This is a genomic window from Rathayibacter sp. AY1A4 (assembly GCF_002930955.1).
GTDB lineage: Bacteria > Actinomycetota > Actinomycetes > Actinomycetales > Microbacteriaceae > Rathayibacter.
The window spans coordinates 38152-59493 of record NZ_PSTN01000022.1 but is presented as its reverse complement, the minus strand read 5'-3'; the positions used below and the strand labels follow the sequence as shown (position 1 = coordinate 59493).

Genomic DNA, 21342 nt, shown 5'->3' with positions numbered 1-21342 from the left:
TTTCGACTGTCGAGGCCACCGCGTCAAACGCGGACGGCGACACGGCCTGGTTCCTGACGATCCACGGGGACATCAACGCTTCCTGAGGTCGGCGTGACTCCGACACCGGCCACGGCGGCGGCTCGTCCCGTATGGGGATGGTTGACCAACCATCGTCGGCCTGTCGTCACTGCTGGCGTCGTGCGTGCTTCGAGCGTGCGGCCCAGTCGTACGGCAGGTCCTGGGGAGGCCGATCGCCGACGACGGCCGAGAGTGCTCTGAGGTAGTGGTCGCCGGTCCGGACGAGGGCGATGGTTCGGGGTCGGTAGCCGAGCGGCCGTTCGTGCCAGATCGCTTTCGCGTCCACTTCCCAGAGGGAGAGCCAGTTGCGAGTGAGTGCGTAGGGGACGCCCACCCACATCGCGCTGTACTTCTTGCGGCGTTCGATGCTGACCAGGGTCTTCGGGTCGAGGAAGGTGGCCAGCAGCCCCGAGGTGGTGTCGAGATCGATCGCGGGGCGATCGGTGGGCGGGTGAGGGGGCCACTCCGGTCGGGTACGCGAGAATCGTGCTTCCCAGGACCGACTCGGTCGCGCCCGCTCGATCTCCGCGAGACGGACGGCGGCGTACCCGTCGAAGAAGCCGCCGGTCATCGTCTCCGCGAGGAGCGCCCACTTCCGACCCACACCGACGACGAACCCGTCGATCGACCATCGGTTCCCGAACGCGAATCGGACCGTGACATGCGTCTGGTCACGTTGCGCTGTGGTCAGCAGTGCTCGGATCTTCTTCCTAGAGGACACCAGCACAGTCTGCCGACTGAGAGGAGCCGTCGCTTAACCGACCGCGCTCGGCCGCGGCATCCCGGATGGGGGTCGCTGACCGGTCACGTGGGACGTCATGCGACGCGCTCGTCGGGTGGCGCGTCGATTCACTCTTTCCCAGTGAAATGAAGCTCTCCGCCGTTGTGAGCTGCGGCCGTGATGAGGAGGATGACTCCGGCCATGACGATCGCGGCCGGCGCTAGCCAGGCCCAGCCGAGCGCTCGAGATCCTGAGCGCAACCACCACCAGCCCCGTGTCACGCAACCGAGAGCGGCGATGCCGACGCAGGCGAGACCTGACCATCGAGCGAATGCGGTCATTTGCAGGCCGAGGGCTGCGCCACCCCAGATAATCGCCATTGCAACAATGGTCAGGCCGGCCGAAGACAACAGCAGTACAGTCGCAGTGAGATCGAGCTGGTCTCTCGGCGGCGTCTCCATGTAGGGGTTTTCTTCATCGAACTTTGCGCGATAGTGCTCGACCAGAGGGAGCAACTCGAGAGCTTCTTGAGGAAGATCGCGGGAGGGTAGAGCGAGGAATTCGGGCAGATCCTCGTCGCGGACGCCTGCCCCTGCCAGTAGGCGCGCAGCCCTGTCTCGTTCGAAGTCCGAAGTCTCGCCATCCAGAGCGAGCCCCCAGCGTCCTGCTTGGTCAGGGGCGCCGAGCGCACGGTACTTCGCGATCAGCGCGAGCCTGGCCCTCGTGTTCGAGGGGACGCAGCGAACATGCGTGCGCAAGAGCTCGAGAGCGGCCGCACGGCGGCCCTCCTGCCACAGCAGGTCAGCGCGTTCGACCGTCGCCTCTTCATCCATGCGCTCATCGTTGCACCTTGCTCTCGACCAGTTGACGAGCTCCCGAGCCCGCCGTCTCGTATGGGGGTCGTTCACCGCACCACTGCGGCGAGCCGGATGCGCTGTGCATGGGTGCGGGCGGCAGTGTCCCGTAAGGCCCGCCCGATGGAATGTCCAGTGAGGGGGTGGCTATCGGGACACTGGGGCGGTGATTCAGAAGGCGATGCTGCGCACTCGAGCCGAGGCGCTCGACGACCTCGAGCGGCAGATGCGTTCCGAGGCTGACTTCGCGGGGGAGCGGATCGTGCGGACGGGGAACGGCTTCCGGTTGCAGGAGACGAAGACCTTCACGGTCCAGGTGTGGAAGATGCTGTCTAACTGGCGTCTCGTGGTGATGCTGCCGCACCTGCAGATCGAGGGACCCACGGGTACTGCTACTTCGGCGCCGGTCCTGAGAGCGTGGTGTGCGCGGTCGCCGCTGGTCTGCAGTGGGCGGATCCGATGAACACGGCTCCGGCGTGGTTCGACAAGCAGGCGTTCTGCTTGTCGGTTCGGTCCTTGCGGGGTGGACGGACAAGCGAACGGCTGCTGCAGCGCGTGCTGCAACAGCCGTTCGGACTTCTCCGCGGATCTACGGAGCGAGGATGTAGCTCATGCCGGGCACGTCCTTGACCTGGCGGGTGCCCCACTGGCCGGGGCCGGCGACACCGTTGAGCTCGGTGATGTTGATGTAGAGCCCGTCGGGGTGCTGTTCGATGGAGTCGACCCAGGCGACGTGGCCGTACGTCGCATCTGAGCCTTGGACTCCGGGCTGGAAGACGACGATGCTACGCGCCTGCGCATCGAGGACGGTCGTCCAACCGGTTGCCGCTGCGGTGTCGGTCCATTCATAGGCGTTGCCCTTGAAGGCCGGGTAGAGGCCCGTCGCCTCGTGGAACTTCTCCTTAGCCCCGTAGGTGCACTGAGTGGGGTCCGGGACGGTGTTGGTCGCTTCAGTAGTGCCGACGGTGCGGCCGCTGTCGGCAGTGACGGCTGCTGTCGCGACGGTGTCGGCTTGCGCGGGGGCGGCGGCGAGCGTCGGGACGCCGAGGGCGAGGGTGACGGCGACGATGCCGCCGAGAATCTTGCTGCGCTGGAACGACCGGCCGTGCTGAGTCGTCTGGCTGCCCGTGGTCTTCGTGGTGTCCATGATGTTTCTCCTTCGATGTTTCTCCGGTTCAACTGGTTCCACCCTCCTCCTCGCCGCGAGCGGTGGCGAGGTTGCACATGGACTACGGAGAGGTTGCACATGGACTACGGAGAGGTCGCACATGGACTACGGAAAGGTTGCGCATCGACCACGGCGAGGTTGCACACCGACTACGGAGGACGTCCAAGAAGCACTCAGCTGCGCCTGCGCGTAATCCGCTACTCCAAAGACGTCATTCCGAGGTACATACAGGCGCATAGGTTGTCTCGCATCCCTATGGATTCGAGACGTCTTATTGGTCAGAGAAGCGGAGCTTCCTCACCTGCGCGCTGGTTTGGAGCAGTGAGTCTCAGAACTAGGTAACGCAACTGTTTCCCGCGACTTTCATCAACTGCACTGGTTGCGAGACGCAGCCCGGCCTTTCTTGTGGAGCGGGCGCCTGCGTTGCCGCGCTCAGGCACCGTGACTGGTGTCGCGGGCGAGTGGCTGAGGTCTTCGACGTCGATCGGACCTACACGCCGCGCGCGCAGCAGCTTGGTTGATCTTGACTGCGATCCTCGTGATGACGCCCGTGCTCCTTGTCGGCGAGCTCTTGTGTGCTTGACCGCGGACGACCGTGTCAGAGCAGCTCGAGCAGCTGCGCCTTCTTGCGGTCATACTCCTCCTGAGTGATGGCACCAGAAGTCAGCAGGCCGTGCAGGGAAGTGATCCGCCGCGCTGCGTCGTGACTCGACTCGTCAAGGGGGCCAACGGTGTCTGCATCGATAGGGTTCCTCTTAAGCGACTCGTCGTCCGTAAGCGTTTCAGGGGTTGCCTCAACGGACGAAGCGCGTCGCTCCACCATGAGCGACTCGACTGTCGCTGCGCCGGTCCTTGCTCGGTGGAGGTCCAACGCGAATACGTACTCGCTACCGTAGGCCGTGATCCTCAGTGCTCCGCCCTGAAGGGAGTCGACGGCGTCCACGGCCTCGATATCGCCGACGGGAATCGACGCCTCGACGTCTCGGTGCGTCCACTCGAGGGCGTCGTCGAAGATAGTCACCGTCGCCTTGTCGCGCTTGTCGCCGAACGGGGACGACCACAGCTTCTGATGCGAGGTCACGTTCTGGACATCGACGTCCACGGCCGACGAAGAGGGTTCCCCTGTTGCGGTAGCCGACGCACTCCCGCTTCCTGCGAGTGACACCGCTCGCCGGATCGCCGTATCGAGCCGGCCCCGTACAAGTCCGAGCTCTCCCTGGGAAGTAGGGTCCGTCACTCCGGTGAGCGAGTTGGTCGTCGTGGCGCCGGAGATGGTAGCTACGGCGCCGGATCTTTCGCCGGTGACGGACACCGAGAGGTTGCCGTCCCAATGCCGGTACAAGCTCTTCGCCCGCAACAAGACGAAGCCGGACGTCGAATCGGCGTTCTGCACCGACAAGCGGCACTGCGCCGCTGCCGTCAGCACCGCCCGGAAGACCAACTCCTCTGACGCCCCCGGGAAAGAGATGCGTCCGTTGCTCAGCGCCGAGGAGAAGAAGCCCATTTCTCGATGGTGCCGCTGATCGGCACTCAGCGCCACTGCTCTACCTCGCATACTGCCCCGAGCCGTCGTGCAGAGACTCCTGTCGGGGACGAGGTGATCACGGGCGTCTCGTGCAGAGAGCAATCTGGGACGAGCGGCCGCTCACAACGCCTTCAAATAATGAGGAATACGCATTGATTGCGCGCGGTAAGTTTCGCTCGCTGCTGCCGCAGCCTGTCCTGCTGGGGCTGGCAACAGGCAACGCCGGAACTTCGAGGTGCCGCCAGGCTAGAAGCTGTCGCTCCTGACGAGGAGCTACAGGGGTTGGCGCCGTGGTGACCTCGGCGCACCTCATCGCGAAACATGGTGCAAGACTCACCGCCCTTAGATGCCAGGCCCTTCGGCTCTGGCGCTAGTTGGCGGCGACGGTTGCAGCAACTCGAAGGTAGGCGTACACGGTCTCCCGGCTGATGCCGTACTCCTTCGCCAGCGTCGTCTTCGGCACCCCGGCGGCGGCACGTTCCCGTAGCTCGGCAGTCTGGGCCGGCGAGAGTGAGCGGGCACGTCCGCGGTAAGCGCCGCGCTGCTTAGCGAGGGCGATACCCTCGCGTTGGCGCTCTCGGATGAGTTCGCGCTCGAACTCCGCGAACGCGCCCATCATGTTCAGAAGCAGGTTCGCCATCGCACTGTCCTCTCCCGTGAAGGTCAGCTGCTCCTTGACGAACTCGACCCGGACCCGCTTGTCCGTCAGCCGGCGCACTAGCCGACGCAGGTCCTCGAGGTTCCTCGCAAGCCGGTCCATCGAATGCACGAGCACCGTATCCCCGTCGCGGACGAACCCAATCATCTCTTCGAGCTGCGGACGGTTCACGTCCTTCCCGGAAGCCTTGTCCTCGAACATTCGATCCAGGATCACGCCGTCGAGCTGACGGAGCGTGCTCTGATCCAGCGTGCTCACCCGCACGTACCCGACTCGCTGACCCGTCATGCCGCCTCCGACCCCTATTTGTCCAGTTGAAGTCTAGGAGTTTCAAGGACGAGTGTCAGAAAAAACCGAGAGCGACCCTAGTCGGACGTGGTTCGCGGATCTGTCTGACGTCTAGTTGAGGTGTACCCCAGCTGGACGTGGTCGCGGTCATTCGAGTGCCGTCGGTGCAGAGGCGTCGGAGGTCCTTGATCGTGGTTCAGCGGGGGTTGGATGCGGGGAGCTGAGCTACTCGCTCACTCGAGTCCATTCCCCGTTCTTTAATGTGTGGCGGAACCAGCCGGCGATCGTCTCGGCCTCGTCCGGGTCCTCGAGATCGTAAGTCGGGTATTCGTACGCCAGCACATCCGTGCCCTCGAGGCGCGGGGAGTCGGTCCCGTCGTCGTAGATCTTGGCGTAGACGTCGCCCTCGGAGGAGGAGAGACTGCCGCCGGAGAAAGGCGTCCCGATCAGAACGGGAGTCGCGCCGCTGAGGTCGAGCGCCAGCACCGTCGACATGATCGACGCGCGCCCGGCGCAGCACAGCGCGGCCGGCGTGCCCGTGCACTGGACGACAAGAACGGCGTCGTGTCTGCCGTCCCCGGTGAGATCCGTGGTGCCGACGAGCCGCGTTGCGAGGATGCCCGTCCCACTCTGGCCGTCGTCGAAGTTCTCGCCCTGACCGTCGGACAACTGGATGGGCCGGGACCCTTCCCACTGGGTGCACGCACCGGCGGGGATGAGCAGCTCGCCGACGACGTCCTCGATCGGCCCACGGCTGTCGACGTCGTCGACGACGTATCCGATCATGGCGTTCACGAGTTGCTGCGTGCGCATCAAAGACCCGTGGTAGCACGGCGAATTGCCGCCTTCCATTAGGTCACGACCGACTTCGTCGACCGTTTTCAGCTTCATGTCCCGCAGGAACTGCTCTCCGAGGCTGTGCACTGCGCTGATGGTGTAGCGGCAGCGGGCGCTGTCCCGAGTCGTCGCGCGTGCTGTGGCCGATTCGTGGCCGACGACGACGTCCCCGACGCGGACATCCTCTGTCTGGAGGGGAAGACCGAGGAAGCCCATCCGCGGCATTGTCAGCGTCGTGTCGCCGTAGAGCGCGTGCACGGGCAATTCGGTCGGCCATGGTTTCAACAGACTGAGCTCCGTCGACCCAGTTCGAAGCGCCCGCCCAGCATCTGATTCGAAGGCGCTCGCTTGCGCGGGTAGCCAATCGCACGGGGTCCCGGTGTTCAGTGAGGTGGTCGTCGCGGAACCGCAACTGCTAAGTGCGCTCCGCAGCAGCGCCGAGAAGGCGCGGCTGGCGGTGGCATTGATCGACCCGCCCGAGCCTCCCGCGGAGACGGAACGAGCGATGTCGGATCCGGTGTTCGGCGTTCCGAAGGTGATGACCTGGCTCAGGTCCTTGAGCAGGCCAGGATCCTGGGCCAGTGCTTGGCGCACAGCGAGGCCACCCATGGAGTGCGCGACGACGATCACCTTCTGGCCGGAGTTCTGAGCCAGGCACCGGATCGAGTTCGCGAGCGGTGCCGCGATCTGATCGGACGTGACCCACTGCGCCGACGCGTCGTGATAATCGAAGGTGTAGACGTCGGTATCCCCGAGGTACTGCAGGATGCCGACCACGGTCCGAGAGGATGGGGTGATCGATTCGCCGATCGTGCCGAGGTCGGCCGTGCGCGAGAAGTTGCCGAGCGGCTTTGAGAGGTGTGCTGAGTTCCCGGTCCACCCGTGGACCATCAGCACCGGGACGACTCGGCCCGATTCCGGATCTGGTCTCGCCTCGCCGTCGGCTTCGTAGTCGCTGATCCAGACGTTTGCCTGCTCGAGCCCTCGGGGCGCACAGCCGGCGGAGAGATTCGGGTACGAGTTCTCGGTCGGCGAGGCGACGGCGGGCGGCGTGGCGACGACGAACGCTGCGAGCAGCAGCATGACCAGAGCGACTCGAATGCGTCTCACTGCTGCAACTCGCTCTCGATCGTGCCGTCCAGCTTCCAGACGCCGTTCTCGACGACCATGAATGCGAGGTAGGCCCTCGGGTCCGACTCTCCGGGCACCGTCATCGACATCGCGATCGTGCCTGCCTGATCGTCGGTCGCCACCCAGGTGGAAGAGTCAACGTCGATTGTCGCGCCCGGTGGCACGGCGACGTCCGGTGCGGCCTGAACAGCGGGGCGCAGAGCCTCGGATGCCCCCGCGACAGGATCCTCCGGCAGTGCTCGCAAAGCATCCGCAACGGCTTCTGCTGTCGGGTCGGTCACATCGGGTGATTGAGTCGGCGTCGCGCTGCTCTCGGGGGCGCTGGCCGACGATCCCGGGCCCGACCGCCACTGGAAGGGATCCACCACGAAGGTCGCGCCTGCGCCGATCAGCACGATCGCTCCGATCGTGACCGCGAGGGTGCGGGCCTTCACGCTCGGCACCGCATAGTCGAGACAGGTGCAGAGGTGTGGTGGATGACCTCGTCGAGCCCGAAAAGGGTCAGACGCGGTCCAGGCGTCGAGTGCGATGCGGACGCACCGGCCGTGCGTGATCGCATGCGGTCATTATGTCGACGGGATTCCCGGAGGCACAATGTCGAGTTCGTGCGGCGAGACATCACGTCCTGTGTCTGTGGTCACCAGCGCCGTGCTGTCAGAGCTCGATCTCCGCGATCCGCTGTGCAGAGGGCCCGCTCGTCCCCCCAGCCCAACCGTGTCAGCACCGCGGGCCTACTCGCACAGCGATCCCGCGCGCCATGATCCGGCATCTGCGCCTGCCTACCGATGCGGATGGGGATCCGGTCGCCCAGGTCACGCGTGACTTGGGCGTGTCGCGAGCGACGTTCTACCGCCGCTCCCGCGCGCGCGTCGACGCGGGCCGAGGAGCACTCGGAGCCAGCGACTAGGGCCCGGAGGCTGCGGTCATACCGTCAGTTTCGCAAGTCGTTCTCCGATGCGGGTTCCGTCGCGGTGTTCCTTCGGGCACAGGTTGAGCCAACGCTGGAGGACAGCGATCTCTTCGTCGCGGCGTCCGAGCTTGCGGTAGATAATGGCGGCTTGCTCGGTGTACCAGGGTGCCGGTTCGCGGCCGTCGCGGGAGCCTTCTGCTCCGGCGATCGCTGCTGTGCACAGGACGAGAGCTTCGTCGAGTCGTCCTTCGCGCTTGAGCTGTTTGATCGGCTCGACCAGCTCCAGATAGTGCACTCCGTTCACCATCCCGCGCTGGAAGTCCTTCGCTCGCGCTCCTCCGCCGGCGAGGGCCTCTTTAACCATGGTTCGGGAGGACTGGTGGTGCGCGGCGGCTTTCGCTGGTGATGACAGGGGTGGTCGGTTCGATGCGGACCACTGCCACCGCGCGGGTCCGTCGCCCAGCCATGCCCATGCCTCGGCTCGCAGGCCGGTGGGCAGAAGTTCGGTGAAGATCTGCACTTCGACGACTTCTGACCCGTCCTCGCTCAGCTCGAGCTCCTGCGCGATAAAGCTGGGGAGGTAGCCGATGCGCTCGCCCTCGACATGCACTCCTACGGCGAACGGGTCTGCTCTGTTGTCGGGCTCTCGTTGCAGGGAACCGGACGTCTCGATGTAGCCGCCTTCGGCGGCGTGATGACGTGATGCCAGCGCCGTGATCGCCTCGCGGGCGAAGGTCGTCGTTCCCGTCAGCTGCACCACGCCAAGCTCGATCGTGGTGCTGAGGTTCACGCGAAGTTGAACGCGGTGCGCGAACGGGGACGCGGCGCTCGGCTCCTCCTTCGACGTGGCGTCGTTGGTGCGAGGAGCGGTCCGGCCCAGCAGCCTGTCGAGGAAACCCATACCCGGCATCATCGGGCAAAAAATCCCGAATCTGTACTGCGGCCGGGGTCCCGCTGTCCACCTGTGTGCAGGCCAGCCCCAGCGAGAGCTGGGCTGTGCACAGGTGGTCAGGGGGCGTCCGCCTCGGACGCTGACGCACGCCACGCAAAGAAGGGGAGCATCCAGTCGGATGCTCCCCTTCACTCTTGCCCTGGGCTCAGGCCGTCGCCTCCCGTGCCGCTGCCACTTCGGTGTAGAGCGGGGGCTGGTTGTCGTCCTCGAACATGCCGACCGGTGGCGGCGTGTAGGGCAGCGGATCTCCGACGTCGTTCTCGTCGCGGGAGTCCGCGAACGGCCCGTCCATCGAGAGGAGCACGTTCATGTGCGGGTCGCAGTGGTTGACCCACCAGGTGCTCGGCCCGTCCGTCTCGTCTCGCCGTGCGGCCTCCCACGCCCGCCACAGGGCCTCGATGCGCTGCACCGCCTCCTTGCTTTCCCACCAGGCCGCTTTCCAGCGCATGCCGCCCCCGGAGCCATACGCAATCACCCGGCGGCGGTAGGTGCTGATGAGCTGCTTGCGCACGAACTCATCCGCGGACCCGTAGTGCGTCGTTACTGCCTCCTCGCCTGGCGCCGGAGCGTGCTCTGCGGTGGGTGCGGAGTCCTCGCCGCCGAACGGGTCGAAGTCGTCTGCGGTCATGCTTCCTCGATAACGGCGGTAGTGACGAGGGGCGGCGTCGTCGGTGCGGGCTTGCCCGCTTTGTGGTTCGCGATGGAGGCGTTGATCGACTCCACCAGCGCCTTGGGTCCGTCGAACCAGGGGACGGTGCGCAGAATCGCGGCACGGTTACCGGAGGACATCATCACCGCGCGCCCGATCTTGCGGCCCTTCCTCGGTGTGGGGAGGTTCGCCAGCTCCGCGACGTCGAGGATCAGTTCGCGCTTCAACGCGCTCGTGGTCGAGCGCACACCCTTGTTCATGCTCGCGGAGGTCGTCTCCCGGTCGTAGGTGCCGATCAGGTCGGACACCATGCGCAGGACCCTGAACCGACCCCTTGACAGCACGGTGCTCGGAGCTGAGTGACGCGATGCGCTCACACGCACCGCTCGAGCAAAGGCTCGCTCCCTCCTCCCTCCGCCGTCACACCCAACTAGGAGGTACCACAGGGGCTCGCGGGTATGTAAACGCCCAGCCCCCATGCCCGTCGGCCACCCTTCCCGGCCACAGGGCCACGCCGCCGGGCCTGCGAAGCCCCGCGTTACCTCTTCTAGCGTTCCATAGCGGAACGCAATAAAGTCACTGCCTCGAAGGTAAGTTTCGGCTGGCTGGTATGAATTGCTTGCCCGACCCATTTGATGCCATTCTCATCAGCCTTGATAGACGCGGTTCCAACGGGTTCCGAAAGCTCTTGGGCTGTATCCATACCATGAAGTAGTGCGGCTTCCACTCCTTCGGACGTGAGAAGCTGTTCATGCCACCCGAAAACGTTGGAGGGTCCTCTTCGATATCTATAGAGGATGAAGGCGTCATTAGGTTCCTGTGCCCAGCAGTAAATAAGTTCGATATCACCAGCACGATCTTGCTTTAGGAAGACACGCACTCCTCGCAGGAAGGCGTCGGCTGTATGTTCCGCCTGTGTCATTGCCCAACTCCTCCTAATCGACAGTAGCAGAGGAGAAGAGTAGATTTCTTCTCCTCTGCTACTGACCGAACTTACTCCGTGAACATGATCTCCGGCAGGGGCGCGTAGTCGAACGCGACCTCGGTCACGTCGCTTGCGATCTCTGCCTTCAGCTCCTCTATCTCCGGCGACGCGAGGATCTCGGCCTGCTTCGCTTGTTGGTCCGCCGTGAGCCCTTCCTCCGCAGGCGTGCTCGACCGGCTAAACGGGTTGTCGACACCTGGGTAGTCAATCGAGTACGTCACCCAGTCGGCGCAGCGAGCTTCGCCGCCCTGCTTGCAGTAGAGGGTCTGCATGCCCATCTTTCCGCCGACGGGCCATCCGTAGTACAGGTCGTACGACCGGGGATTGTAGATGCCCAGCAACTCGACCTGCTCGCGGAGCACGCACCTGCCGTCGACGCAGTCGTAGTTGCCCGCGTAGGCCTTGAGATTGTAATTGCCGTTCCCCTGCAGCGTGCTGTTCGTGGAAGCCATCACCTTCTTCATTGCGTTGGTGCTCCAGATGTTGTGCTTGTGGAAAACCTTGTCGAGGCCCCACCCGCGCTCGATGTCTGCATCGTAGAAGCCGCGCCGGATCGGGAAACTCCCATGCGTACTGCTCGACACCGTCGCGAAGGTGTCTGTACTGGGGTAGCCGGCGGGCGGTTGTGCTGCCATCACCGGTCCCGTAGAGACCAGTCCGATTCCGGTGGCTGCGATGCCCGCAATAAGCAGGCTTGCAGCGAAGGAACGGAAACGCTTCATGCGATCCACCTTTAGCTTCTTGTCTCTACTCTCATTGGCACTTCCGAATTCCCTCAATGGCATATCGAACGGCCTTTCATCTGTAGCGTTTTTTCAGACGCGGATTGATCTCCGCGTTTGAAGAAGGCTTGCAGCGAAGTCAGGAACGGTCAAGAGCGGAGCTTCAAGTGGCGGGATAAGTGGCGCGTTCGTGAGCGAGGAGTCTTACTCGGATCTTCGTGAATTCGGCTCTACTTCTTTCTCTCCTCCGCTTTCGCTTGCTTCAGCGCCCTCGGTTGGCGTGGCCGGAAGGGTGGCGGCCAGCGCGCTGGTGAGATCACTTCGGGGGCCGCCCGCAATGCGACTCTGCGTTGGCAGCACACTCCGATCGACCATATGAGTATGTGTCACGTTCCAGGCGTGTGGTGAGAAGATGAAAGGTATGACAGGAGCGAAAAACCGCAGCACACCAGTGAAACCACTCTAAGATCGAGCTCATCGAACGCGAGCCGCGATCGTCGCGGCGGCACGCGAAGTCGTCATCGAGGTGGGTAGAGATCGGGCGACAACCGCCAAGGTGGCGGCTCGCGCCAGCGTCGGCATCGGCACTCTCTACCGGTATTTCGTCGATTTCGCGGATGTGCTCGAGGCTGTTTATGCAGAGGATCCGATCTACGATAGACATCAAGCGGTACTGAGAGCTGCGCACAAGGCGACCGACTCGGAGAGCGCCGAGACCGTCGCGGTGGAAGCTCTTCAAGAACTCATAAAGGAACTCAGGGCTGAGTCGCTTCTCGAAGCCGAGCTGCGTCTTTACACCTGATCTCGGGATCGTGCGAGCAACCCGCGGTGTCCGCTCGCATCGCAGAAGGCCTTCGTTTGTTCAGCGAGCGCACGCATCGGATGCCTCGCCACGAGGGACCATCAGCGCTCGCCGCCCGACCGCTCCCCGAACTCCACGAGCTTCGCGAACAGGTCCTCGATCAGCCAGCGGGTGTCGAACGCCTCGCAGACCCGGATCGTGTGCGGTCCTGCGTCGGGCAGGAGCTCGCCGTCCGCGGAGAACCGCGGTGCGCGGCGCTCCCGCCAGCGTCCGCCGGCGGGGTTCATCACGGCGCCGATGGCCGGGCTGTCGCCCAGCGACCGGAAGTCGAGCGGCCCGTACGGGATGGTCTCGTTGAACGCGATCAGCTGGTCCACGAGGTAGTCCCCGAGCGGGCTCGTGCCGCGCAGCCGGGTCCGCAGCTCGGCGTGCCCGACTCCGACTCCGGAGTACACGGGCATCGGGATCTGCCACAGGGCGATGCCCGACTCGAGGACGCGGTTCGCGGCGTCGACGTCGTTGATCAGGTTGAACTCGGGGCTGTAGGCGGGGATCTCATCGTAGGGCGGGCCGCCGACCCAGACGACCACGACGTCGCGGGAGGCGATCGACGGCTCGAGCAGCAGGGCGGCGGCGACGTCGGTCAGCGGCCCGAGCACGGCGATCCACAGTCGGCCGGCGTCGCGCAGCGCCTCCGCGACGATCAGGCGGGCGCCGTCCGACGCCTCGGCGGGCAGGGCCGACTCGGCGCCGTCGACGACGGTCACCGTCGCTCCCGCCAACTCCACGATGCGGTCGATCTCGGCGCGCGACTCCGGCATGCTCCCCGGCCGGCCGAAGTGCGCCGCCACCAGACCGCGGACGTCGAGGGTGTCGGTCAGCAGCGCCTGGACGATCGCGAACTGGTCGTCGGCCTCGTTCGCGGCGTCGGTGCTGACGATCAGGCGGTGCGGGGGAGGCGGGGTCATGCGGACTCGCGCTGCACGAGGGTCGTCGCGAGGATCGGCTGCCGGTCGACGGGGCGGCCCTGCACGACGGCGACGACGGTCTCGGCGGCGACGCGGCCCATGTCCTCCAGGGGCTGGCGGATGGTCGTGAGGGTCGGATCCGAGGTGGTCGCGATGACGACGTCGTCGAAGCCGATCACGGAGACGTCGGCGGGGACGCGGCGGCCGGACGCCTGCAGGACACGGATCGCGCCGTTGGCCATCAGGTCGGAGGAGGCGAAGACGCCGTCGAGGTCGGGGTGGCGCTGCAGGAGGCGGGCCATCGCGGCGGAACCGCTCTCGAGGGTGAAGGCGCCGTGCACGATCGGGCTGGAGTCGAGGCCGAGCTCGGTCAGCTCGTCGCGCCAGCCGCGGATACGGTCGCGGGCGGGCTCCATGTCGTGCGGGCCGGCGATGATGCCCAGGTGCCGGCGGCCGGAGTCGGCGAGCGCGCGGGCGGCGAGGCGGCCGCCTCCGTAGTTGTCGGAGTCGATGACGATCGCGTCCTCGGGCAGGGCGACCCGCGGGCGGCCGACCCAGGCGATCGGCACGGGGGAGTCGGCCAGCGCCTGGGCGAGGTGGGTGATCTCGTGCTGGAGGATCACGATCGCGCCGTCGACGGCCCGCGAGCGGAGGAAGCGGGGGATGCGGTCGCTGTCGTCGTGGTCGGCGGGCAGCAGCACGGGCTGCACCTCGCCGGCGTAGAGGCCCTTCGCGGCGCCCTTCAGCACCGAGGTGAAGAACGTCCCGGTGAGGCTGTCGAGCTCGTTGAAGGCGACGATCAGTGCGATGGCCCCGGCCCGCCCGCCGCGGAGCATCCGGGCTGCGCTGTTCGCCTCGTAGCCGAGGGACTTCGCGGCGCGCTCGACCGCGGCGGTCATCCGGACGTCGACATTGGTGCCGCCTGCGAGCACCCGGGCGGCGGTGGCGCGCGAGACGCCCGCGGCCTGGGCGACGTCCACCAGCGTGGGTCGAGTCATGCTGCTTCCTTCTGCGAGGGGAGGTTCCGGCTTCCGCGCCTCCCCGCGGAGCACGGTGGGGAGAACGTCGGAGTGAAGACTCGCACGGGGCGGCGGGCGGCCGTCCGGAACTGCTCGATTTGCGAAACTTCCCTTTGATACTAGGCGGAGATCGTTATCTCGCGGAGACCGGTTCTCGCTTGCATCGTGCTCGCGGGCGGGTTAGGTTGGCCGCCAAGAGATCGTTCTCTGAGGCCTGCCCTCACCGAAACCCTGCGAATCCCCAACGAAGAGGAATTGTCGTGAAAAGAAGCCTGACGGCCGTAGCCGCCGCAGCAGCAGTAGTCGCGCTCACCCTGACCGGGTGCTCGTCCGGAGGGGGAGGAGGCGCCTCGGACGACCCGAACGCCGAAGCCACCTTCTGGTCCTTCACCGGCATCAACGCCAAGGACAGCGTCGACGAGTACCTCGCGAAGATGCCCGACGCGAAGATCAAGCTCTCCGAGGTCGGCAGCACGACCGAGACCGCCACCGCCCTCACCGCGGCCCTCGCCGGCGGCAAGGTGCCCGACCTGGTCATGATCCAGAACGACGACCTGCCCCAGTTCGTCGCCAACAGCTCGAACTTCCTCGACCTGCGCACCCTCGGCGGCGACGACGTCGCCTCCACCTACCTCCCGTGGGCCGCCTCCGCCGCGACCGCCGATGACGGCTCCGTCGTGGGCGTCCCGACCGACGTCGGCGGACTGGGCTTCGCCTACCGCGCCGACCTCTTCGAGCAGGCCGGCCTGCCGACCGAGCCCGACCAGGTCGCCGAGCTCTGGAAGGACTGGCCGTCCTTCATCGAGACCGGCAAGAAGTACACCGAGGCGACCGGCAAGCCGTTCGTCGACAACATCGAGACCAGCGTCTTCTTCTCGACCGTCAACCAGGTCTCGGAGAAGTACTACTCGCCCGACGGCGAGCTGGTCTACGACACCAACCCGCAGGTGAAGGACGCGTTCCAGGTCGCCGTGGACACCAAGGACGCCGGCATCAGCGCCGGCATCGCCGCCTGGTCCTCGGGCTGGGCCCCGGGCCGCGCGAACGGCGCCTTCGCCGTGACGATCGCCCCCTCGTGGATCCTCGCCGGCATCAAGACCGACGCCCCCGACACCGCCGGCAACTGGCGCGTCACCAGCGTCCCCGGCATCGGCGGCAACTGGGGCGGCAGCGTCATCGCCATCCCCGCCCGCGCCGAGCACCCCGAGGCCGCCTGGCAGTACATCAAGACGATGATGTCGGCCGAGGGCCAGACCGACCACTTCAAGGCCTCGGGCACGCTGCCCGCCGCCACCGAGGCGGTCGCCAGCGAAGAGGTCCAGTCGTACACCGACCCGTTCTTCGGCGACTCGAAGATCGGCGAGGTCATGGCCACCTCCGTCGAGCAGTTCCCGTCCTTCTACAACGGACCGGACACCACCCCCATCAACGGGGCGCTCCTCAACACCCTCGTCGAGCTGGAGGCCGGCAACGTCACCTCCGACAAGGCGTGGTCGACCGCACTCGACACGGCCAAGCAGGCCATCGGCGGCTGATCGCCCCACCCACCCGAGCGGCCCGGCGCCTCGCGCGCCGGGCCCCTCCCCCCTTTCTCGACGGAGGTACTCCCGTGTCAACGGTGACAGCAGCACCACCCCGCAAGCAGCGCAAGCAGCCCAGCGCGCCGGTCCAGAAGGCCGCGCGGATCCGCAACTCCCTCTCGGAGCGGATCGCCCCCTACGCGTACGTCGCGCCCTTCTTCATCATCTTCATCGTCTTCGGGCTCTTCCCGCTCCTGTTCACGTTCTACGTCTCGCTCTTCGACTGGAACCCGATCGGCGAGCAGACCTTCGTCGGCATCGCGAACTTCCAGCAGCTCTTCGCCGACTCCCGGTTCTGGAACGCGCTGGTCAACACCTTCGGCATCTTCATCATCTCGACGGTGCCCCAGCTGCTGTTCGCCCTCTTCCTCGCGCACCTGCTGAACCACGCCCGCCTCCGCTGGGCGAACTTCTTCCGCATGGCGCTGCTGGTGCCGTACATCACCTCCGTCGCGGCGACCGCGATCGTGTTCGCGCAGATCTTCGACAAGAACTTCGGCCTGATCAACTGGTTCCTCGGCATCTTCGGACTGCCGTCGATCAACTTCCTCGCCACGAACTACGGCTCCTGGATCGTCATCTCGACGATGGTCTTCTGGCGCTGGTTCGGCTACAACACGCTCCTCTACCTGGCGGGCCTGCAGTCGCTGCCCCGCGAGATGTTCGAGGCGGCCTCCGTCGACGGCGCGTCCAGCTGGCAGCAGTTCCGCCACCTGACGATCCCGGCGCTGCGCCCGATCATCGTCTTCACCGTGATCATGTCGACCATCGGCGGTCTGCAGATCTTCACGGAGGCGCTCCTGGTGGCTCCCGAATCGGGCCTCACCTGCGGCGCCGGCCGGCAGTGCCAGACGCTGGCGCTCTTCCTCTACGAGCAGGGCTTCGGCCAGTTCAAGTTCGGCTACGGATCCGCCATCGGCGTCGTGCTGTTCGTGATCGTGGTCCTCGTCTCCCTCCTCAACTTCTACCTCTCCACCCGCACCCGGAAGGAGGCCGTCTGATGTCGGATGTGATCGACCAGGCCGTCCCGCAGACGCTGGCCCCCACGGTCCAGAAGGCACAGCTGCCGAAGCGGCGCGGGAAGGGCGGCGGAGTCGGCTGGCCGACCTACGTCTTCCTCGTGATCGCGGTGCTCGTCTCGATCTTCCCGCTCTACTACATGTTCGTCGTCGCGTCGGTCGGAGCGACCGCCGTCACGTCGATCCCGCCGCGCCTGTACCCGGGCACGAACTTCATGGCGATCGCCGAGAAGGTGTTCGACACCGTCCCGTTCATCGCCTCGATGCTGAACAGCCTCATCGTGTCGCTGAGCATCGCCGTCATCTCGGCGATCCTCTGCGCGATGGCCGGCTTCGCCTTCGCGAAGCTGCAGTTCCCGGGCCGCAACGTGCTGTTCCTCATCGTGCTGCTGACCATGACGGTGCCGGCGCAGCTGAGCATCATCCCGCAGTACCTGATCGTCTCGGCGCTCGACTGGGTCGACACCCTCCAGGCGATCATCGTGCCGGGCCTGGCCAGCGCCTTCGGCATCTTCTGGATGCGGCAGCACATGTCCACGACGGTCAGCGACGAGCTGATCCAGGCGGCCCGCATCGACGGCGCCAACTCGTGGCAGCTGTTCTGGCGCATCGCCTTCCCGGTGGTCCGCCCCGCGGCGTTCGTCCTCGGACTGATCACGTTCACCGCGGTCTGGAACGACTTCATGTGGCCGTTCATCGTCCTCAAGTCGCCGGAGCTGTTCACGGTGCAGATCGCGCTGAAGCAGCTGCAGGCCAACCGCTCGATCGACGTCGCCCTGGCGATGGGCGGATCGTTCATGGCCACCCTCCCGCTGCTGATCGCGTTCTTCTTCGTCGGCCGCCGGATGGTGTCCGGGATCATGGACGGGGCGTTCAAGGGCTGATGCACGACGCTTCCCCAGCACTGCCCGGGACGGACGCCGCGCGTCCTCCCGGGCGGGACTGGCGGGACCGCGCTCTGCCTCCGGCCGAGCGCGCCCGCCTCCTGACCCAGGAACTCACCCTCGAGGAGAAGGCGGCGCAGCTCGGCTCCGTCTGGCTCACCGACTCCGCCGACGACTTCGCTCCGAAGCTCGACGACGGGCCCGCCGCGGGCGACGACCTCTTCACCGGCGGCCTCGGCCAGCTGACCCGCGTGTTCGGCACCGAGCCGGTCACCGTCCCGGAGGGCGTCCGTCGGCTCCGCGAGCTGCAGGAGCGCGTGGTCGCCGGCAGCCGCCTCGGCATCCCGGCCATCGCGCACGAGGAGTGCCTCACCGGCCTGGCCGCGTACGGCGCGACCGCGTTCCCCACTCCGCTCGCCTGGGCGGCCACCTTCCACGAGGAGCTCGTGGGCGAGATGGCGGAGGCGATCGGCTCGGACATGCGCGCCCTCGGCATCCACCAGGGCCTCGCCCCGGTCGTCGACGTCGTGAAGGACTACCGCTGGGGCCGCGTCGAGGAGACCCTCGGCGAGGACCCGTACCTGGTCTCGCAGCTCGGCGCCGCCTACGTGGCGGGGCTGGAGGGGACCGGTGTCGTCGCGACGCTGAAGCACTTCGCCGGGTACGCCGCCTCCCGCGGCGCCCGCAACCACGGACCCGTGAGCATGGGACCGCGCGAGCTCGCCGACACGGTGCTGCCTCCGTTCGAGGCCGCCCTGCGGCACGGCGGAGCCCGCAGCGTGATGACCTCGTACACCGACATCGACGGCGTACCCAGCAGCGCCAGCCGGCACCTGCTGACGACGCTGCTCCGCGACCGCTGGGGCTTCGAGGGCACGGTCGTCGCCGACTACTGGGCGGTGCCGTTCCTCCAGGCCATGCACCACGTGGCGGTCGACGCGGCCGACGCGGGGCGCCTGGCGCTGCACGCCGGGGTCGACGTCGAGCTGCCGCAGACGGCGGCGTACGGCGAGCTGCCGCGCCTGATCCGCGAGGGCGTCGTCGACGAGGCCGACCTCGACCGCTCCGTGGCCAGGCACCTGCGCCACAAGTTCGAGGCGGGCCTGCTCGACGGCGGCTCGCTGGTGCCCGAGGGGGCCGAGGAGGTCGACCTCGACAGTGCCCGCAACCGCGCGATCTCGTCGCGGATCGCGGAGGAGTCGGTCGTGCTGCTGCGCGACGAGGACGTCGCGGAGCTGCTGTCCTCCGGCTCGCTCGCCGTCGTGGGACCGGCCGCGGACCAGTTCCGCAGCCTGGTCGGCTGCTACGCGTTCCCCAACCACGTGCTCTCCAAGCACCCCGGGCACGACCTCGGCCTGTCGATCCCGACCGTGCTGACGGCGCTGCAGGAGGAGTTCGGAGCGTCGCGCGTGCGCTTCGCGGAGGGTGGCTCGATCACCTCCGCGTCGACCGCCGGCGTGCAGGAGGCGGTGGACCTCGTCCGCGGCTCCGATGCGGCGGTCGTCGTGGTCGGCGACATCGCCGGGCTCTTCGGCGACGGCACCTCGGGCGAGGGCTGCGACGCGGCCGACCTCCGCCTCCCCGGAGCGCAGGAGCCGCTGGTGACGGCCGTGCTCGAGACCGGCGTGCCCACCGTGGTGGTCGTCCTCTCGGGCCGGCCCTACGCGCTCGGGGCGTTCGGAGCGGCGCGCGGACTCGTGCAGGCGTTCTTCCCGGGAGCGGACGGGGCGGCCGCGGTCGCCGGGGTGCTCTCGGGCCGCGTGGCTCCGACCGGGCGCCTGCCCGTGCAGATCCCGCGGCTCCCGTCCGCGTCGACCACGTACCTGCAGCCGTCGCTCGGGCTCTCGAACCCCGGGATCACGGCGCTGGACGCGACTCCGCTCTACCCGTTCGGCTACGGGCTGACCCGCGGCGCGGTGACGTACACGGAGCTGGCGACGGCGGCGGAGCTGCCGGTCGGCGGATCGCTCGACGTGGCGGTATCGCTCCGGAACGACGGCGCCGACACGGTCGAGGTGGTGCAGCTCTACGCGGGCTATCCGACGTCTGCGGTGGTGCGGCCGGTCGCGCAGCTGATCGGCTTCGCGCGCGTGCCGATCGCGGCGGGCGAGACGCTGACGGTGCACTTCCACGTCGACGCGGCCCGGCTCGCGGTGACGGGGGAGGACGGCCGGCTCGCCGTGGACCCGGGGCCGCTGCGGCTGACGGCCGGCGCCTCGGCGGCGGACGCGGCAGTGACGGCGGAGGTATCGATCACGGGGGAGCGGCGGCTGCTCGCCGAGCGGGCGCTGCGGACCCCCTGGTCGGTGGCGCGAGGCTGAGCGGTCGGCGCCTCAGGGGGAGGCGCCGGCCGCTCGCGGGGGCGGGCCGGTGGTGCCGGCTCGCGAGTCCGCAGAAGTCGCGGTGCTCGAGCGCGAGACCTGCGACTTCTGCGGGGTCGGCGGCCGGGAGCGCGACGGCCGCGTAGCACCGGAGGCGCACAGCGCAAGGGGCCCGCGCGAGCCGGAGGCCCGGCCTAGCGTGGAAGGAGCGGCGCCGCCGGTGGCGGCCCGCGGAGAAGACCGATGCAGAGGAGAGTCATGCCCGCCCTGACCGACACGTTCACGCTGTCCAACGGAGTCGCCATCCCGAAGATCGGGTTCGGCACCTGGCAGATCCCCGACGGCCCCGAGGCCTACGACGCGACGACCGCCGCGCTCGAGGCCGGCTACCGCCACATCGACACCGCCCGCGCCTACGGCAACGAGGCGAGCGTCGCCCGGGCCCTGCGCGACAGCGGCGTCCCGCGCGACGAGGTGTTCATCACCACCAAGCTCCCGGCCGAGGTGAAGGACTACGAGGGCGCGAAGGCGAGCTTCGAGACCACCATGGCGGCGCTCGAGCTCGACCACGTCGACCTGTACCTCATCCACGCCCCGTGGCCCTGGCAGGACATGGGCTCCGACCACCGCGAGGGCAACATCGCGGCGTGGAAGGCGATGGAGGAGATCCTCGAGGCCGGTCGCTCGCGCGCCATCGGCGTCTCGAACTTCCAGGTCGCCGATCTGGAGTCGCTGATCGCGGCGACCGACGTGGTGCCGCACGCCAACCAGATCCGCTGGTTCGTCGGCAACACCCAGGACGAGACGACCGCGTACTGCAAGGAGCACGGCATCCTCGTGGAGGGCTACTCGCCGCTCGCGACGGGCGGCCTGCTCGACAACTCCGACATCGGCGAGATCGCCGCGAAGTACGACAAGTCGGTGGCGCAGCTCTGCATCCGCTACCTGCTCGAGAAGGACGTGCTGCCGCTGCCGAAGTCGACGACGCCCTCGCGCATCGTCGAGAACGCCGACGTCGACTTCGAGATCTCGTCCGAGGACCTCGCGCACCTCGACTCGCTCGTCGACACGGAGTCCTGACCCGCGGGCGCCTGCTCCTGACGGTCCGGAGGCCGTCGCACTCGAGCTCGAGTGCGGCGGCCTCCTGCGTCTCTTCGCGTCCGCCGCCGCCTCCGCTCGCGAGTGTGCAGGAGTTGTCGCAGTGGGCGTCGAGTGCGACAAGTCCTGGCTTCTCGCCGGACTCCTCCGATCGCGGTTCCGCGAGTGCGCAGGAGTTGTCGCAGTCGGTC

The 21342-nt window shown here is 67.1% G+C and carries 21 protein-coding genes; 7 read left to right on the top strand and 14 right to left on the bottom strand.

Annotation, left to right across the window (positions count from 1 at the left end; genetic code table 11):
- Positions 1-166 precede the first annotated feature (166 nt).
- Positions 167-781: a hypothetical protein gene (locus tag C5B92_RS13075; protein WP_146079316.1), complete on the bottom strand. Its 615-nt coding sequence runs from the start codon at positions 779-781 to the stop codon at positions 167-169.
- Positions 782-909: 128 nt separating this feature from the next.
- Positions 910-1614 (bottom strand): hypothetical protein, encoded by a 705-nt coding sequence (locus C5B92_RS13070; RefSeq protein ID WP_104256156.1) that lies wholly within the window; start codon positions 1612-1614, stop codon positions 910-912.
- 187 nt (positions 1615-1801) lie between these two features.
- On the opposite strand from C5B92_RS13070, the gene C5B92_RS13065 reads away from it, so the two are divergent.
- Positions 1802-2098 carry a hypothetical protein gene (locus tag C5B92_RS13065; RefSeq protein ID WP_104256141.1) on the top strand — a complete coding sequence of 99 codons (297 nt, stop codon included), beginning with the start codon at positions 1802-1804 and terminating at the stop codon, positions 2096-2098.
- 126 nt (positions 2099-2224) lie between these two features.
- Here the strand turns inward: C5B92_RS13065 and C5B92_RS13060 are convergent, their stop codons facing one another.
- From C5B92_RS13060 to C5B92_RS13020, 10 genes are all read right to left on the bottom strand, one after another.
- Positions 2225-2782, bottom strand: coding sequence for a CHAP domain-containing protein (locus tag C5B92_RS13060; protein WP_219814229.1), 558 nt, complete (start codon positions 2780-2782; stop codon positions 2225-2227).
- Between the two features lie 619 nt (positions 2783-3401).
- Complete coding sequence (locus C5B92_RS13055) at positions 3402-4307, bottom strand: SHOCT domain-containing protein (protein ID WP_104256139.1); 906 nt, start codon at positions 4305-4307, stop codon at positions 3402-3404.
- A gap of 391 nt (positions 4308-4698) precedes the next feature.
- Positions 4699-5274, bottom strand: a complete 576-nt coding sequence (locus tag C5B92_RS13050) for a recombinase family protein (RefSeq protein WP_104256138.1) — start codon at positions 5272-5274, stop codon at positions 4699-4701.
- Positions 5275-5499: 225 nt separating this feature from the next.
- Complete coding sequence (locus C5B92_RS13045; protein ID WP_104256137.1) at positions 5500-7194, bottom strand: triacylglycerol lipase; 1695 nt, start codon at positions 7192-7194, stop codon at positions 5500-5502.
- Positions 7195-7217: 23 nt separating this feature from the next.
- Positions 7218-7676: a hypothetical protein gene (locus tag C5B92_RS13040; protein ID WP_146079314.1), complete on the bottom strand. Its 459-nt coding sequence runs from the start codon at positions 7674-7676 to the stop codon at positions 7218-7220.
- A 489-nt stretch (positions 7677-8165) separates the two neighbouring features.
- Entirely contained in the window at positions 8166-9053 is an 888-nt protein-coding gene (locus C5B92_RS13035) for an HIRAN domain-containing protein (protein ID WP_104317806.1), read from the bottom strand.
- A gap of 196 nt (positions 9054-9249) precedes the next feature.
- Positions 9250-9732, bottom strand: coding sequence for a DUF4913 domain-containing protein (locus C5B92_RS13030; protein ID WP_104273446.1), 483 nt, complete (start codon positions 9730-9732; stop codon positions 9250-9252).
- Positions 9729-10064: a hypothetical protein gene (locus C5B92_RS13025; protein ID WP_104256133.1), complete on the bottom strand. Its 336-nt coding sequence runs from the start codon at positions 10062-10064 to the stop codon at positions 9729-9731. Before C5B92_RS13025 ends, C5B92_RS13030 begins: the two co-directional genes overlap by 4 nt.
- Positions 10065-10300: 236 nt before the next feature.
- Complete coding sequence (locus C5B92_RS16955) at positions 10301-10675, bottom strand: hypothetical protein (protein ID WP_146079313.1); 375 nt, start codon at positions 10673-10675, stop codon at positions 10301-10303.
- Positions 10676-10746: 71 nt separating this feature from the next.
- Positions 10747-11469 (bottom strand): hypothetical protein, encoded by a 723-nt coding sequence (locus C5B92_RS13020; protein ID WP_104262297.1) that lies wholly within the window; start codon positions 11467-11469, stop codon positions 10747-10749.
- Between the two features lie 484 nt (positions 11470-11953).
- Here C5B92_RS13020 and C5B92_RS13015 point away from each other — a divergent pair, with 484 nt between their 5' ends.
- Positions 11954-12262: a TetR/AcrR family transcriptional regulator gene (locus C5B92_RS13015; protein ID WP_104256131.1), complete on the top strand. Its 309-nt coding sequence runs from the start codon at positions 11954-11956 to the stop codon at positions 12260-12262.
- 101 nt (positions 12263-12363) lie between these two features.
- On the opposite strand, the gene C5B92_RS13010 is transcribed toward C5B92_RS13015, so the two are convergent.
- Positions 12364-13230, bottom strand: a complete 867-nt coding sequence (locus C5B92_RS13010; protein ID WP_104274186.1) for a nucleoside hydrolase — start codon at positions 13228-13230, stop codon at positions 12364-12366.
- A complete protein-coding gene (locus tag C5B92_RS13005) occupies positions 13227-14228 on the bottom strand; it encodes a LacI family DNA-binding transcriptional regulator (protein WP_104274187.1) in 1002 nt (333 codons plus the stop codon). Before C5B92_RS13005 ends, C5B92_RS13010 begins: the two co-directional genes overlap by 4 nt.
- Positions 14229-14509: 281 nt before the next feature.
- Here C5B92_RS13005 and C5B92_RS13000 point away from each other — a divergent pair, with 281 nt between their 5' ends.
- The 5 genes from C5B92_RS13000 (at position 14510) to C5B92_RS12980 (ending at position 21133) form a co-directional block, all read left to right on the top strand.
- The gene (locus tag C5B92_RS13000; RefSeq protein ID WP_104226495.1) at positions 14510-15784 is read left to right on the top strand and encodes an extracellular solute-binding protein; all 1275 of its coding nucleotides are present in this window, start codon (positions 14510-14512) and stop codon (positions 15782-15784) included.
- Between the two features lie 83 nt (positions 15785-15867).
- Positions 15868-16830, top strand: a complete 963-nt coding sequence (locus C5B92_RS12995; protein ID WP_104224677.1) for a carbohydrate ABC transporter permease — start codon at positions 15868-15870, stop codon at positions 16828-16830.
- Positions 16830-17732: a carbohydrate ABC transporter permease gene (locus C5B92_RS12990; protein ID WP_104224678.1), complete on the top strand. Its 903-nt coding sequence runs from the start codon at positions 16830-16832 to the stop codon at positions 17730-17732. Before C5B92_RS12995 ends, C5B92_RS12990 begins: the two co-directional genes overlap by 1 nt.
- Positions 17732-20053: a glycoside hydrolase family 3 N-terminal domain-containing protein gene (locus C5B92_RS12985; protein ID WP_104350470.1), complete on the top strand. Its 2322-nt coding sequence runs from the start codon at positions 17732-17734 to the stop codon at positions 20051-20053. The genes C5B92_RS12990 and C5B92_RS12985 overlap by 1 nt, the downstream gene beginning before the upstream one ends.
- Before the next feature lie 258 nt (positions 20054-20311).
- The gene (locus C5B92_RS12980) at positions 20312-21133 is read left to right on the top strand and encodes an aldo/keto reductase (protein WP_104226493.1); all 822 of its coding nucleotides are present in this window, start codon (positions 20312-20314) and stop codon (positions 21131-21133) included.
- Positions 21134-21342: the final 209 nt, after the last annotated feature.

What these genes read in the sequence shown, in the direction of transcription:
- C5B92_RS13035 (WP_104317806.1), bottom strand. Translation starts at nt 9,053, where the DNA reads ATGGGTTTCCTCGACAGGCTGCTGGGCCGGACCGCTCCTCGCACCAAC.
- C5B92_RS13070 (WP_104256156.1), bottom strand. Translation starts at nt 1,614, where the DNA reads ATGGATGAAGAGGCGACGGTCGAACGCGCTGACCTGCTGTGGCAGGAG.
- C5B92_RS13005 (WP_104274187.1), bottom strand. Translation starts at nt 14,228, where the DNA reads ATGACTCGACCCACGCTGGTGGACGTCGCCCAGGCCGCGGGCGTCTCG.
- C5B92_RS13030 (WP_104273446.1), bottom strand. Translation starts at nt 9,732, where the DNA reads ATGACCGCAGACGACTTCGACCCGTTCGGCGGCGAGGACTCCGCACCC.
- C5B92_RS13060 (WP_219814229.1), bottom strand. Translation starts at nt 2,782, where the DNA reads ATGGACACCACGAAGACCACGGGCAGCCAGACGACTCAGCACGGCCGG.
- C5B92_RS16955 (WP_146079313.1), bottom strand. Translation starts at nt 10,675, where the DNA reads ATGACACAGGCGGAACATACAGCCGACGCCTTCCTGCGAGGAGTGCGT.
- C5B92_RS13055 (WP_104256139.1), bottom strand. Translation starts at nt 4,307, where the DNA reads ATGGGCTTCTTCTCCTCGGCGCTGAGCAACGGACGCATCTCTTTCCCG.
- C5B92_RS13010 (WP_104274186.1), bottom strand. Translation starts at nt 13,230, where the DNA reads ATGACCCCGCCTCCCCCGCACCGCCTGATCGTCAGCACCGACGCCGCG.
- C5B92_RS13050 (WP_104256138.1), bottom strand. Translation starts at nt 5,274, where the DNA reads ATGACGGGTCAGCGAGTCGGGTACGTGCGGGTGAGCACGCTGGATCAG.
- C5B92_RS13025 (WP_104256133.1), bottom strand. Translation starts at nt 10,064, where the DNA reads ATGGTGTCCGACCTGATCGGCACCTACGACCGGGAGACGACCTCCGCG.
- C5B92_RS12980 (WP_104226493.1), top strand. Translation starts at nt 20,312, where the DNA reads ATGCCCGCCCTGACCGACACGTTCACGCTGTCCAACGGAGTCGCCATC.
- C5B92_RS12990 (WP_104224678.1), top strand. Translation starts at nt 16,830, where the DNA reads ATGTCGGATGTGATCGACCAGGCCGTCCCGCAGACGCTGGCCCCCACG.
- C5B92_RS13045 (WP_104256137.1), bottom strand. Translation starts at nt 7,194, where the DNA reads ATGCTGCTGCTCGCAGCGTTCGTCGTCGCCACGCCGCCCGCCGTCGCC.
- C5B92_RS12985 (WP_104350470.1), top strand. Translation starts at nt 17,732, where the DNA reads ATGCACGACGCTTCCCCAGCACTGCCCGGGACGGACGCCGCGCGTCCT.